The following is a 12,456-nucleotide window of genomic DNA, read 5'->3' as shown; positions in this document are numbered from 1 at the left end:
CATGACGACCGATATTACGGACACCGCGGACGGGGAGCCGGCCGATCGACCGAACGAACCGCTGCTCGAGGCCCGGAACGTCACGAAAGGGTTCGGCGACGGGCGGGTCCTCACCGGTCTCGATCTGACGGTCGAGGAGGGAGAGGTGCTCACCCTGATGGGGCCGAACGGCGTCGGAAAGTCCGTGTTCCTCTCGTGTCTCGCCGGTAGCAGTCACCCCGAGACCGGATCGATCGAACTCTTCGACGGGCGCGCGCCGACCGAGGCGCGATCGGCGACGAGCGTCATGTTACAGGGCCAGTCGATCGATCCGGACCTGACCGGCCGGGAGAACATCCAGTTCTACGGCGACCTGCATCCGGGCGCGACCGAAGACTGGCGCGGACTGGTCGACCGCCTCGAACTCGCCGACGACCTCGACCGTCCGGCGCGGGAGTACTCCGGCGGGATGACGCGGAAACTCGAACTGGTGATCGCGCTCACCGTCGACGCGAGGCTCTACCTGCTGGACGAGCCGACTGCGGAACTCGATCTCTCGATGATTCAGGTCGTCCACGACCTCCTACTCGAGTACCGCGCGGCCGGAAAGACGATCCTTCTGACGAGCCACGCGCCGCTGGATGCGGGAATCGCCGATCGGATCGCGTTCGTCCGGGACGGGCGTGTCGTCGTCACGGACGAGCCGACGGCGCTGCTCGAGGAGTTGCCACCGGTCGTTCGAATCCGCGGGGCGACGGCACCCGAGTCACCGTTTCTCGGCGACCGGGTCTTCCAGCGGGGCGACGAAATTCGCGGGTTCACGCCGCCGGGAGCCGATCTCGAATCGATCGAAGGCGCGATCGATCGGAAGCGAGACCACGTGACCGTCGACCGCGACTCGCCGTCGTACACCGATCTTTTCAACTACTACACGTACGTGCAGCCGTCCCGGGACGGATCAGCGGCCGAACCGACCGACGGTACCCGGTCCGATCGGTCCGGATCCGAACGGAGTGAGGTGAGCCGACGATGACGGACAACGTCGACCGAACGGATGACCGCGCCCCGGACGGGCAGCCGGACGTCGACGCGTTGCGCGAGGACATTCGGCAGATCAAGTCGGCGATGGCTATCGAGGATCGATACCCCGGTCAGCGGCGCCTGTGGCTCGTCCACGGCACCGTCGTCGGATTGGCCGGCGTGCTGACGAACGTCATGTTCGTCTACCCGTGGCCCCAGTACGTCTACATTCTCGTCTGGGCGGCCGTCTTCGCACTGGTCGGGTACACGCAGTGGCAGACATCAGTCCGTACCGGCATCGATGTCGACGATCCCACTCCGAAACCGAGCTGGAAGATCGTCTTCGGGACGCTCGTTGCCGGGTTGTTCGTCCTGACGTCGATCGTCGATCCCGTACTCGCCGACGTCGAGAGCGTCTTGCGGGGAGCGTTCTTCTTCAGCGTCGCGTTTACCGTCCTCGGCATGGGATATCTACTGGCCGGCACGATCCTGCGAGCGTACCGGATTCGGGCGATCGACCGCTACCCGTTCTACACCAACGGCGTCTGGATCCTCCTGTTCGCCTGGCTCATGCCGTTCGTCGAGTGGCTCCACTACGCCGGCTACGCCGTCTTCGGAATCCTCTTTTTCCTGCACGGGGCAGGAACGTACTACCTGCTGAGCTATCGCCTGGCCGACTGACCACCGACTCCCTCATGGAATTCGACAAACTCGTCCACCAGCCGACCCGACTGCAGATCTTCGCCTATCTCTACCGCCACGAGCGGGCCACCTTCTCCGAAATACAGGACGAACTGGACATCACCGACGGCAACCTCTCGGGACACGTCCAGCGCATGGAAGACGCTGGCGCCGTCGCCGTCGAGAAACAGTTCGTCGACCGGCGACCGCGGACCACCTACGAACTCACCGACGAGGGACGGGAGACGTTCGAAGCCCACGTCGAGACGCTCGAGGCGCTGCTCGAGCAACTCGAGGGAGACGACGAGTGAGGTGAGAGTCGCGTTCGGCACGCGAACCCTCGACCGCTCTCGGACCGGTGACCTTTTGCTCGCCCCGGGAGGTCGTTCAGACATGACCGATTCAGCGGACGACGGGAGCGAAGAACGGCTCACCTACGCCGAAACGGGCGTCGACATCGACGCCAGCGAGGACGCGACCGCGGCGCTGCTCGAGGCGTTCGGCAGCGATCTGACGACCGAGTACGCCGGCTTGCTCGACATCGGTGATCGCTATCTCGCGCTCGCGACCGACGGCGTCGGCACGAAACTTCTGGTGGCCGAAGCGATCTCGGAGTTCTCGACCATCGGAATCGACTGCATCGCGATGAACGTCAACGACCTCGTCGCGGCGGGCGTCGAACCCGTCGCGTTCGTCGACTACCTCGCGATCGACGAACCGGACGACGACCTGACGAACGAGATCGGCGAGGGGCTCGCCGTCGGACTCGAGGAGTCCGGCATGACCCTGTTGGGCGGCGAAACGGCCGTCATGCCAGAGGTCGTTTCCGGCTTCGACCTCGCGGGCACCTGCGCCGGACTCGCCGGGAAAGACGACATTCTCGAGGGCGAGGCTGCGGTCGGCGACGTGCTCGTCGGCTTCGCCTCAAACGGCGTTCACTCGAACGGGCTGACGCTCGCTCGCGAGGCCGTCACGCGAGCACACGAGTACACCGACGCGTTCCCCCCGAACCCCGAGCGATCGATCGGCGAGGAACTGCTCCGGCCGACGCGGATCTACACGAATTTACTCGAGCCGATGCGCGAACACGACGTCCGCGCGGCGGCCCACATCACGGGCGGCGGGTGGACGAACCTGCTGCGAATGGGCGACCGGGAGTACGTGGTCGAGGAGCCGTTCCCCGCCCAGCCGATCTTCGAGTTCGTCCAGGAGGAAGGGAACGTGACCGACGAGGAGATGCACCGGACGTTCAACATGGGGACCGGCTTCGTCGTCGCCGTTCCCGAGGATCGAGCCGACGACCTCGTCGCCGCCACCGACGGGCAGATCATCGGTCGCGTCGAGGACGGCGAGAGCGTGGCGATTCGCGGCCTCTCGCTCAAGTAACCCGCGAGCGCAGTCCGTTTCGGTACTAACCGTTTGGTTCCGCTGTCAGTCTCGTTCTGCCGTCGTCTCGTTCCATATCGGTCGATATCCTGTCGTGAGTGACAACCGTGATATTAACACTGTCGTCGTTGAGCACAGATCCATGGACCGACGACGATTCGTGACAGGCGTTGCGACCGCCACCACAGCCGCGCTCGCCGGCTGTGCGTTCGGGGACGAAAAAGAGCTATCCGCGGAACTCGAGGACGACGGCACGGAATCCTTCGAGGCCAATAAGGGCGACGAACTCGAGGTGACCGTGACCGTCGAAGACGGAGACGCCGTCGACGTCTGGATCAGCTACGATCTCGACGAAACCGTCGAGAACGCGGACGACGACGAGGACGGAGCCACGGCGTACTCCGGACCCGTGCTCGACGAATCAGTCGAGGACGAGGAGACCTTCGATATCGAAATCCCGACCGACGGCTACTACGAGGTGATGGTAACCGGCGGCTCCGCGCGGGTCACTGTCGAGTGAACGGACGTCCGTGATCGAACGGGACTCGGCACACAGTTACCGATCGGCCTCGTCCGCCGCCGCGAACTCGGACTGGGTCGCTCTCCCGGCCGCCGCGCGTACGGTATCGTACTCCTCGTCGCTGTAGGCGATGTCGCCCTGGACGACGTCGTACTCCATGCGCGCGGCTATGACCGCGATCAGTGTGAAAGTACCCATGCAGCCGTCGAGGCAAGTGCGTTTCCGTACTCCCAGGATCTTAGGCCAACCAAAACCTTTTTAGATTTAGGCTCACCTAATTCCACCTGATGGACGTACCCGCCCGTAGGCAGGATTCCGACACCGACGAACACGAGGAGCCGACGGCAATCGTGTGCAGTCACGAACCCCGCCCCGGCAAACTCATCTTTACCGAACGCGGCAACACGGACGGCTGGATCGCCACCGACCTCGCCGTCGACCTCGAGCGGTGAGTCGGTCGGCGCTGTCGGCTCCGTCGGTCGCTGATCGATAGCCGCTTCGGAACCGTGTTCAGCGAACGCGTTCGAATTCGTCGACCGAGCCCTCCGCTCTCGACTCGAGCGAGAACGTCGTCTTCACCGTCGGAACCGATCGTTTCTCCGGACCGCACGCCGCGACCGAGTCGTATTTTCTTACGGGAGCGACGACGGCTCTCGTCGGTGTCGCGCTTTTCGCCCGAATCCGCTATCGGCGTCGGTAAGCGGTCGCTGAACCGAACTCGGTCGACTGCTGTACGACACGTCCGAACGCACAGCCGTCGCTCACGGCGGCTGAAAAAAGACGAAAATCGGAGCAACTACCGCCGTCGGCCGGCTTACTTCGTCGCCTCTTCGAGCACGAGGGTGTCATCCTCGAGGTAGTGCTCGAAGTGGTGACCGTCTTCCTCGAGCGTCACGAGGATCTCGCGCAGGATCTCGGTGGTGGCGTAATCGCCGAGGTTCTCCGCGAGTTCGATGCTGTCGCGCATCGACTCGATGATGTCGCCGTACATCTCGAGGTCGTTCTGAAACATCGTCCGGGCGTCGTAGACGTCCTCGCCCTCGAACTCGACGGTGGCACGGCGCTCCTGGTTGGTCGGACCGGAGACGGGGACGCCGCCGAGCGCCTGTGCGCGCTCTGCGATGACGTCGGCCCCTTCTTCGACGTGTTCGTAGGCCTCCTCGAGGAACTCGTGGAGCGGGAGGAACTCCGCGCCCTCGACGACCCAGTGGTGCTTTTTGAGCTGGTGGTACAGCACGTACGCGTTCGCCAGCTCCGTGTTGAGTGCTTCGACGATCTGTTCGGCCTTCTCCTGATCGAGGCGAAGTTCGTTCTCCTCGACGACGTCGGCCTGTTGACGGACGGTCTTCTGAGTGCTCATCGTATTCCGATACTACACGGGCGTTCCACTTAAAGATTTCCCATGACAGAAAAATCCTTATGCAAAAGTAAATCTTTGTTTCCTTATGCACCGTTATATTTCGGGTCGTGCAACGTCCTCGCACCTGGTAGCTGCTACCACTACACAATGTGTAGTTTTTTCGAGAGTGAGTAAACATTTTTAGTGTGGGCGTCCTAAGCGTTCGTATGGCAACGAGAGTCGCACAGCGGAGAGAGCGGATCTACGTCGACGGGGAGTGGCTCGAGATGGAGAACGTCATCACGGTCTCGGATCTCGCCGACGGCGGCACCTTCGCCCAGGTGGACGCCGCGGATCCGGCGACGGCACAGACCGCGCTCGAGGCGGCCCACGAGATCAAACCGGAACTGCGCGAGACGTCGGTCGTCGAGCGCGCAACCTGGTGTGAGGAGATCGCCGACGGGCTTCGTGAGCGCGAGGAGGAACTGACGGAGATCATCGTCCGCGAGGCCGGCAAACCGGTCTCCTCGGCACGCGGCGAGGTCGGCCAGGCCGCAGAGCGATTCGACCGCGCGGCCGAGGAGGCTCGAAACATCGTCAGCAAGGGCGAGTATCGCGAGGGCTCGACCGAGGGCCACGAGGGCTGGCAAGCCATCGTCAAACACGAGCCGATCGGTGCGGTGCTCTGTATCACGCCGTACAACTATCCGTTAGCGACGACGGCGTTACAGGTTGCCCCTGCACTCGCCGCCGGTAACAGCGTCCTGCTCAAACCGGCGAGCAAGACGCCGATCTCGGCCGCGATCCTCGCGGACGTCATCGCCGACGTCGACGGCATCCCGGACGGCGCGTTCAACTTCGTCCCCGGCGAAGCCAGCGAAATCGGTGACGTGCTCTCGGGCGATGACCGTATCAACGCCATCGCGATGACCGGCTCCTCGGGCGCGGGCAAACACGTCGCCCGCGAGAGCGGCATGGTCAACCTCCACATGGAACTCGGCGGCAACGCGCCGGCGATCGTCTTCGACGACGCCGACCTCGAGGACGTCGCGGGCAACTGCGCCAAGGGCTCGTTCAAGTACGCCGGCCAGCGCTGCTCGGCCGTCTCGCGCGTGCTCGCCCACGAGTCGGTCCACGACGAACTCGTCGAGCTAATCGACGCAGAGATGGATAACTGGGTAGCCGGCGACCTCTTCGACGAAGACACCGCCTTCGGGCCGCTCATCAGCGAGGACCAGGCCGACTGGGTCGAGGAACTCGTCGACGACGCCCTCGAGAAAGGTGCCGACCTCGTCCGCGGTGGCGAGCGACGCGCACCCGAAGGCGTTCCCGAGGAACTTGGCAACCAGTTTTTCGAACCGACGCTGCTCGCGAACGTTCCCCACGACGCCCGCATCGTCGACGAAGAGCAGTTCGGTCCCGTCGCCGTCGTCACCACTTTCTCGGACCAGGAGGAGGCGATCGAGATCGCTAACGGCTCCGATCTCGCCCTCGACGCCGCCGTCTTCACCAGTGACCACAACCGCGCGATGGACGTCGCGAACCGCGTCGACGCCGGCGCGGTACGAATCAACGGCGCGCCGAGTCACGGGCTCGGCGACATCCCCTTCGGTGGCAACAAAGACTCCGGTATCGGCCGCGAGGGCCTCGACGCCTCCATCCACGCGATGCTCCGCAAGAAGAGCATCGTCCTCTAACCGGCGGCGCACGAACCGTCCCACCCGCTCTTCGCCTGTCAGCACGCTTCGCTGACCGCGTTGCGAACTCTCCGCTCTCGTTTGCGATTGTCTGCAGTGCTCCCCCCTCGAGAGCGATCGCCCGACACAGGTACGCCTAACTTGTCGGCTGCGCGAGTGGCAGTTATGACACACGAGCTACTCGTCGCCGGCGAGACGCTGATCGATTTCTTGCCCGAACGACCGGGCTCGCTCGAGGACGTCCCGGGTTTCGAGCGGCGACCCGGCGGCGCCCCGGCGAACGTGGCCGTCGGGCTCGCTCGCCTCGAGCACGCGCCGCAGTTCTGGACCCGCGTCGGCGACGATCCGTTCGGTCGCTACCTCGAGTCGACGCTCTCGGAGGCGGGGCTTTCGACCCGATTCGTCGAACGCGATCCCGACGCGAAGACGACGCTGGCGTTCGTCACCCACGACGAGACGGGCGACCGCGAGTTCAGCTTCTACCGCGACGGAACCGCGGATACGCGCCTCGAGCCCGGTCGAGTCGACGACGCAACGCTCGCGGAGTTCGAGTGGGTCCACGCTGGCGGGGTCACCCTCGCGAGCGGCGCGTCGCGGGAGGCGACGCTGGACCTGCTCGAGCGGGCGTCCGCGGCGGGGTGTACCACCTCGTTCGATCCGAACTTCCGGCCGGAGCTCTGGCCCGACGCGGAGACCTTCGCCCGCGTCGGCCGCGACGCATTCGCGCACGTCGACGTCTGCAAGGCCACCGTCGAGGAGCTCGAACGGCTCGGATTCGACGCCGGATCCGTTTCGACGGACCCCGGGTCGGTATCGAAAGCCGAGAGAATCGCTCGAACCGTACTCGAGAGCGATGGGGCGGAAGACGGCCCGCATACCGTGTTCGTGACGCGTGGAAACGAGGGAGCCGTCGGGCTGTCGTCCCCGCGTGCGCCGTGGCCGACAGCCGATTCGGGGTCGACAGCGGCCGAAGCCGATTCCCGTCTCGTCGAGCACCGCGGCTTCGACATCGACGTCGTCGACACGACCGGGGCCGGCGATGCGTTCGTTGCGGGCGTGATCGCCGCGTTGCGCGACGACCGATCGCTCGAGGCGACGCTCGAGTTCGCGAACGCGGTCGCGGCGACGACGACGACAGCCACGGGAGCGATGACCGCGCTCCCGACGCGGGGCGCGGTCGACTCGATTCTCGAGGACGACGTAGAGAGCAATCCGACCGACAGCTGAGGGGTGATAGCGAACACGGTGGCTGCAAGCCAACGGGCTATTGTGGTTCGGTACCGTTCCTATCGTATGTCTACGGACGTTCGGGACGGTATCGCCTTCGGGAAGACGGTCGTCGACGGTATACAGGAGACAAACGTGCCCTTCATGGCCGCGAGCATCGCCTACCAGGCGTTTATCTCGCTGATCCCGTTGCTCGTGCTCGTCTTCTTCCTCGTGACGCTCGTCCCGGACGAACAGTTCGCGACGCAGGTCACGGAGACGACTCAGGGCACCCTTCCCGAGAGCGGCCAGCTACTCGTCGAGGAGTCGCTCGAGGACTCACCGGCGACGGCGGGCTCGACGATAATCGGCGTCGTCGTCCTCGTTTGGGGGTCGCTGAAAATTTTCAGGGGGTTGGATACGGCCTTCTCCGAGATTTACGGGACGACCGGAGATAATTCGCTCGTCGACCAGCTGCGCGACGCGCTGCTCGTCTTCGGTGCGATCGGCGGCGCGGTGGTCGCGGCGGCCGGTATGGGCATCGTTTTTGCCTTCCTGCCGAACGTTCCAGGGTTCGGTCTATTGCAGTCACTCCTGCTCCTCATCGTGCTCACGGCCGCGTTCTATCCGATGTACTACTACTTCCCCGATGTCGAGGGAATCTCCAAACGCGAGGTGATTCCCGGCGTCGTCGTCGCGGCCGTCGGCTGGATGGCACTGCAGTCGCTCTTTCGCGTGTACGTCACCTTCGCCGCCGACTCGGGAGGTGGAGCAGTCGGTGCCATCCTCCTGTTGCTGACGTGGCTCTACTTCGGCGGCCTCATCCTGCTTTCGGGCGCCGTCGTCAACGCGATCGGCACCGGCTATCTCGTCCCCGAGGAGGAGTCCGAGACCGACGACGAGGAGGTGGATCTCTCCGAGGAATCTATCGCTGCGACCGACCGCGAGTCGTTCGTCGACGAGGACCAGCGCGAGCGCGAGCGATTCGCCGACCGCGTAGACAGCCTCGAGCGCGAGCGAAAGCAGATACAACTCGACCTCGAGGCCCAGCGGGACCGTCGCTACCGGCTCGAGGACCGCGTCGACGACCTCGAGACGACCAACCAGGATCTCGCCGAGGCGAACGAGCGACTCCGGCGCGAACTCGAGGAGCACCGGCGAGCGGCGACGGACGATCCGGCGTGGCGGCGAGCGATACGAACGGTGGCACGGCACGTGCAGACGCTAAAGATCGGGACGGTCGAGCGCCGGCGAGAGTAGTCGGGGCGAGTCGGGACACCTTAGTGACTTCCACTCGCAGTCGTAGCCGTGTCGTACCCGGTCCGAGACGCTCGACGCCGGATTCAGGACGAGCACGCCGCGATCGTCGACGGAATCGATCACTGTGCGACGCAGGTCGCCGACCCCTGGGACACCGCCCGCACGACCGATCGCGATGCGGTTGTCGACGGCCTTCGAGGGGCACTCGAGGCGACCGGCCTGCTCGAGCAGCTACCGCTCGTGCTCGCCGACGTCGTCGACGCGACGGGCTACGAACTGCGAGCGCAGCCGGTCGCCGCGCCGCCGTACGTCGTCGTCACGAGTCGCGGACCGGTCCTGCGGGCGACGATCGATCCCGGACGGCTGGTCGTCCGATTCGACGTCTTCGACGTCGTCCGCGACCGCGAGACGGGGCAGTTGCCGGCGTACCGACGCCGAAACGGCGTTCGGCTCTCGGTCTCGCTCGAGTGAACGTTTTTGTGCCCCTGATCGTAATAAGGGCCCATGCATCCACGTGCGACGGCGTTCGCAGAACGCGCCCGCGAGGAGTACGAGTTCGATCCAGACGTCGAAGAGTTCCCGGAGGGGACGAAAACGGCAGCCGACGCGGCGGACGCGGTCGGCTGTGACGTCGGTCAGATCGCCAGCTCGCTCGTGTTCGACGTCGACGGCTCGCTCGTCGTGTCGGTGACGAGCGGTGCGAACCGAGTCGACGAGGGAGCGCTCGGGGCGGCGTTCGACGTAAGCGGCGACGCCGTCTCCATGGCGGACGCCGGGGAGATCAAGGACGAACTCGGCTGGTCGATCGGCGGCGTTCCGCCGTTCTGTCACGACCGATCCGTTCCGGTCGTCGTCGACGAAACGTTGCTCGAGCACGAGACCGTCTGGGCGGCCGCGGGCACTCCCGAGGCTGTCTTCCCGATCGACCCGGACGAGCTACGACGCCTCGCAGACGCCGAGCCGACGGTCGTCACCGCCTAACACGCGACGTCTCGTCGAAACGACTCCGTCACCGTTTTTGGCACTCGTGAACGTAGCGAGCCGTTCGACGAGTGTTTAGCATCTCACAAACTCTGTTTGTTCCCTATTATTAATATCGGCAAATTCATTACTAATGAGTCGCAACTCTCCGTTGATACCTATCATGACCGCAGATCCACGATCGGCGACTCGCCGAACGCTGCTCGCAACGTCCGGTTCGATCGCACTGGCTGGTCTCGCCGGCTGTCTCGGCGGCGACGATGACGACGATAATGGCGATGACGACGAAAACGGTGCCAACGAAAACGGTGGAGACGAGGCCGAATCCCTCGAGATCGAGGAGTTCCACCTGCTCGACCGGGACCACGACGAAGACGTTATCGCCTACGTCCACGGCGACCACTGGGATCACGGTCCGTTGATGGTTCCGGACGGCGATCACGTCTCGCTCGGCGCACACGCCGTGGATGCCGACGGCGACGAGGTCGAACTCGGAGAGGACATCGAACTCGACGCCAAGATCTACGAGGGAGCCGACGAAATCGTCTCCATCGACGCCCACGGCGACCACCTCGACGTCGAGGGCGACGAAGAGGGATTCACCGATGTCATCTTCCAGTTAGTCGAGGGCGACGAGGTCGTCTACGAGACGCCCGAACTCGAGGTCGAGGTCGGCGACGGCGAGCAGGAGCACGTCGATATGGATGACGATCACGACCACGATGATGACCACGACCACGATGACGACCACTAACGTCGTCGCTCACTGAGCCGCGCTTCGGTTTCGATCCAGCGTCTACTGGCGGGTCCACTCGTTGCTAACACTCGAGAACCCGGTAGCAGCAGTTATTAAACACCTTCTTTGAAATAATAATACTTTTAAGCGCGCATCGACTTCGTCCGATATGAACCGTACACGCCGTTCGGTGCTGCAATCGGGGGCCGGCGTGCTCGCCTTCAGTACGCTCGCCGGCTGTTTGAGCGAGCCCGACAGCGACGCCACAGAAGGGGGGTACGCAGCGTTTTTCGCTCTACACGACTGGGCGCAAGAGGTTGCCGGTGACGAAATGGGGTTCGAAAACCCCATTCCGACCGGCGAAATGGGACACGGCGAGGAGCCGCCGGCCGACATCCAACGCGATATCGTCGGCGGGGACGTCTTCGTCTACCTCGATACGGTCGAGTTCAGTTGGGCACAGGACGTCGCCGCCGACATCGAGACCGACTACGAGCACGTCACGCTGATCGACGGAATGGCGGGACTCGAGAACCAGTTACTCCCGCTCGGCGACGACGATGACGACGGTGCCGACCGCGTGCCGGACGAGTACGACGACGATCCGGCAGCCGTCTCGGTCAAGAGCTTCGACCTCTACGGCCGGCCGTCGGGCACCGAAGTCGCCTACTGGCACACCAGCGCCGACCACTGGCACGGCGAACTCCCCGAGATCCCCGTTGGCGGCACGACGGCGGTCAAGGGCGTGTTCGAAGACGCCGACGACCGCGTCCTGCCGCTCGGCGAGGACGAGCCGTTCCAACTCGACGCGCGGATCGTCGACGGCGCGAACGAGGACGTTCTCGAGATCGAGTCTGAAGGCGATCACGTCGTCTTCCGCGGCCTCGAGACCGGGCAAACTCGGATCGTCTTCGAACTCGTCGCCGACGGCGAGGTCGTCTGGGACACCAGCGCGGACAACATGCGCGCGGACGTCGTCGAGGACGCCGAACCGCCGGAGTCCTACGACCCACACGTCTGGGTGGATCCCGTCCTCGCACAGGAGATCGTCGAGACGGTCGCCGACGGACTCGCCGATGCGGATCCGGACAACGCCGAAGTGTACGAACAAAACGCCGCGGACTATGTCGACCGACTCGAGGCGGTTCACCAGCAGTTCGAGGACCTCTCCGCGAACGCGGAGCGCGACGTCGCCGTCCTCGCTGGACACGACTCGTTCCAGTACCTCGAGCACCGATACGGGTTCGAGATCCACACGGCACAGAATATCTCGCCCGACGCGGGCGTCACGTCGGGCGACCTCGCCGACACGATCGAGATTATCGACGACAACGGCATCGAGACCATCCTCTACGACCCGTTCGAGGGCGACGAGGGGTCCCTGCCGACCGACGTCGAACACCTCCTCGAGAACAGCGATGCGGAGAGCGCGGAGCCAATCAGCCCCGCGGAGGGGACGACCCAGAAGTGGGACGACGACGGCTGGGGGTGGGTCGAACAGATGGCGGAACTGAACCTGCCCTCGCTTCGAAAGGCCCTCGGTGCGGAATGATCGCGGTGTCACGCGCGGCGGTCGAACGGTCGGGCGACCCGACCGGAACGGGAGCGGCGTCGAAACTGGAAGAACTAAGCGCATCCGCGTGCGAAACCG

At 64.6% G+C, this 12,456-nt stretch carries 15 protein-coding genes; 13 read left to right on the top strand and 2 right to left on the bottom strand.

Annotation, left to right across the window (positions count from 1 at the left end):
- Position 1: 1 nt before the first annotated feature.
- The 5 genes from ACSFC5_RS10980 (at position 2) to ACSFC5_RS10960 (ending at position 3,586) form a co-directional block, all read left to right on the top strand.
- A complete protein-coding gene (locus ACSFC5_RS10980) occupies positions 2–1,012 on the top strand; it encodes an ABC transporter ATP-binding protein (RefSeq protein WP_440765292.1) in 1,011 nt (336 codons plus the stop codon).
- The gene (locus ACSFC5_RS10975; protein WP_440765291.1) at positions 1,009–1,680 is read left to right on the top strand and encodes a hypothetical protein; all 672 of its coding nucleotides are present in this window, start codon (positions 1,009–1,011) and stop codon (positions 1,678–1,680) included. The genes ACSFC5_RS10980 and ACSFC5_RS10975 overlap by 4 nt, the downstream gene beginning before the upstream one ends.
- A 14-nt stretch (positions 1,681–1,694) precedes the next feature.
- Complete coding sequence (locus ACSFC5_RS10970; protein WP_440765290.1) at positions 1,695–1,991, top strand: winged helix-turn-helix domain-containing protein; 297 nt, start codon at positions 1,695–1,697, stop codon at positions 1,989–1,991.
- A gap of 82 nt (positions 1,992–2,073) precedes the next feature.
- Positions 2,074–3,066 (top strand): phosphoribosylformylglycinamidine cyclo-ligase, encoded by a 993-nt coding sequence (purM, locus tag ACSFC5_RS10965; RefSeq protein ID WP_440765289.1) that lies wholly within the window; start codon positions 2,074–2,076, stop codon positions 3,064–3,066.
- Between the two features lie 142 nt (positions 3,067–3,208).
- Complete coding sequence (locus tag ACSFC5_RS10960) at positions 3,209–3,586, top strand: hypothetical protein (RefSeq protein ID WP_440765288.1); 378 nt, start codon at positions 3,209–3,211, stop codon at positions 3,584–3,586.
- Between the two features lie 36 nt (positions 3,587–3,622).
- On the opposite strand, the gene ACSFC5_RS10955 is transcribed toward ACSFC5_RS10960, so the two are convergent.
- Complete coding sequence (locus tag ACSFC5_RS10955; protein ID WP_440765287.1) at positions 3,623–3,745, bottom strand: hypothetical protein; 123 nt, start codon at positions 3,743–3,745, stop codon at positions 3,623–3,625.
- 128 nt (positions 3,746–3,873) lie between these two features.
- Here ACSFC5_RS10955 and ACSFC5_RS10950 point away from each other — a divergent pair, with 128 nt between their 5' ends.
- Positions 3,874–4,038: a hypothetical protein gene (locus tag ACSFC5_RS10950; RefSeq protein WP_440765286.1), complete on the top strand. Its 165-nt coding sequence runs from the start codon at positions 3,874–3,876 to the stop codon at positions 4,036–4,038.
- A gap of 362 nt (positions 4,039–4,400) precedes the next feature.
- Here ACSFC5_RS10950 and dpsA read toward each other — a convergent pair whose 3' ends face one another.
- Positions 4,401–4,946: a DNA starvation/stationary phase protection protein DpsA gene (gene dpsA / locus ACSFC5_RS10945; RefSeq protein ID WP_440765285.1), complete on the bottom strand. Its 546-nt coding sequence runs from the start codon at positions 4,944–4,946 to the stop codon at positions 4,401–4,403.
- 206 nt (positions 4,947–5,152) lie between these two features.
- Between dpsA and ACSFC5_RS10940 the strand changes: the two genes are divergently transcribed.
- The 7 genes from ACSFC5_RS10940 (at position 5,153) to ACSFC5_RS10910 (ending at position 12,357) form a co-directional block, all read left to right on the top strand.
- A complete protein-coding gene (locus ACSFC5_RS10940; protein ID WP_440765284.1) occupies positions 5,153–6,622 on the top strand; it encodes an aldehyde dehydrogenase family protein in 1,470 nt (489 codons plus the stop codon).
- A 165-nt stretch (positions 6,623–6,787) separates the two neighbouring features.
- A complete protein-coding gene (locus ACSFC5_RS10935) occupies positions 6,788–7,849 on the top strand; it encodes a carbohydrate kinase family protein (protein WP_440765283.1) in 1,062 nt (353 codons plus the stop codon).
- A 66-nt stretch (positions 7,850–7,915) separates the two neighbouring features.
- The gene (locus ACSFC5_RS10930; protein ID WP_440765282.1) at positions 7,916–9,088 is read left to right on the top strand and encodes a YihY/virulence factor BrkB family protein; all 1,173 of its coding nucleotides are present in this window, start codon (positions 7,916–7,918) and stop codon (positions 9,086–9,088) included.
- Positions 9,089–9,136: 48 nt separating this feature from the next.
- Entirely contained in the window at positions 9,137–9,559 is a 423-nt protein-coding gene (locus ACSFC5_RS10925; RefSeq protein ID WP_440765281.1) for a DUF7988 family protein, read from the top strand.
- Positions 9,560–9,592: 33 nt separating this feature from the next.
- Complete coding sequence (locus ACSFC5_RS10920) at positions 9,593–10,069, top strand: YbaK/EbsC family protein (protein ID WP_440765280.1); 477 nt, start codon at positions 9,593–9,595, stop codon at positions 10,067–10,069.
- 163 nt (positions 10,070–10,232) lie between these two features.
- Positions 10,233–10,823 (top strand): hypothetical protein, encoded by a 591-nt coding sequence (locus ACSFC5_RS10915; RefSeq protein ID WP_440765279.1) that lies wholly within the window; start codon positions 10,233–10,235, stop codon positions 10,821–10,823.
- 151 nt (positions 10,824–10,974) lie between these two features.
- Positions 10,975–12,357: a metal ABC transporter solute-binding protein, Zn/Mn family gene (locus ACSFC5_RS10910; RefSeq protein ID WP_440765278.1), complete on the top strand. Its 1,383-nt coding sequence runs from the start codon at positions 10,975–10,977 to the stop codon at positions 12,355–12,357.
- Positions 12,358–12,456: the final 99 nt, after the last annotated feature.

The sequence above is a fragment of the Natronorubrum marinum genome, from assembly GCF_052040125.1.
GTDB lineage: Archaea > Halobacteriota > Halobacteria > Halobacteriales > Natrialbaceae > Natronorubrum.
Note: the sequence above shows the minus strand (reverse complement) of the source record. Positions and strands in the feature narration are given on the sequence as shown.

What these genes read in the sequence shown, in the direction of transcription:
- ACSFC5_RS10980 (WP_440765292.1), top strand. Translation starts at nt 2, where the DNA reads ATGACGACCGATATTACGGACACCGCGGACGGGGAGCCGGCCGATCGA.
- ACSFC5_RS10975 (WP_440765291.1), top strand. Translation starts at nt 1,009, where the DNA reads ATGACGGACAACGTCGACCGAACGGATGACCGCGCCCCGGACGGGCAG.
- ACSFC5_RS10970 (WP_440765290.1), top strand. Translation starts at nt 1,695, where the DNA reads ATGGAATTCGACAAACTCGTCCACCAGCCGACCCGACTGCAGATCTTC.
- purM (WP_440765289.1), top strand. Translation starts at nt 2,074, where the DNA reads ATGACCGATTCAGCGGACGACGGGAGCGAAGAACGGCTCACCTACGCC.
- ACSFC5_RS10960 (WP_440765288.1), top strand. Translation starts at nt 3,209, where the DNA reads ATGGACCGACGACGATTCGTGACAGGCGTTGCGACCGCCACCACAGCC.
- ACSFC5_RS10955 (WP_440765287.1), bottom strand. Translation starts at nt 3,745, where the DNA reads ATGGAGTACGACGTCGTCCAGGGCGACATCGCCTACAGCGACGAGGAG.
- ACSFC5_RS10950 (WP_440765286.1), top strand. Translation starts at nt 3,874, where the DNA reads ATGGACGTACCCGCCCGTAGGCAGGATTCCGACACCGACGAACACGAG.
- dpsA (WP_440765285.1), bottom strand. Translation starts at nt 4,946, where the DNA reads ATGAGCACTCAGAAGACCGTCCGTCAACAGGCCGACGTCGTCGAGGAG.
- ACSFC5_RS10940 (WP_440765284.1), top strand. Translation starts at nt 5,153, where the DNA reads ATGGCAACGAGAGTCGCACAGCGGAGAGAGCGGATCTACGTCGACGGG.
- ACSFC5_RS10935 (WP_440765283.1), top strand. Translation starts at nt 6,788, where the DNA reads ATGACACACGAGCTACTCGTCGCCGGCGAGACGCTGATCGATTTCTTG.
- ACSFC5_RS10930 (WP_440765282.1), top strand. Translation starts at nt 7,916, where the DNA reads ATGTCTACGGACGTTCGGGACGGTATCGCCTTCGGGAAGACGGTCGTC.
- ACSFC5_RS10920 (WP_440765280.1), top strand. Translation starts at nt 9,593, where the DNA reads ATGCATCCACGTGCGACGGCGTTCGCAGAACGCGCCCGCGAGGAGTAC.
- ACSFC5_RS10915 (WP_440765279.1), top strand. Translation starts at nt 10,233, where the DNA reads ATGACCGCAGATCCACGATCGGCGACTCGCCGAACGCTGCTCGCAACG.
- ACSFC5_RS10910 (WP_440765278.1), top strand. Translation starts at nt 10,975, where the DNA reads ATGAACCGTACACGCCGTTCGGTGCTGCAATCGGGGGCCGGCGTGCTC.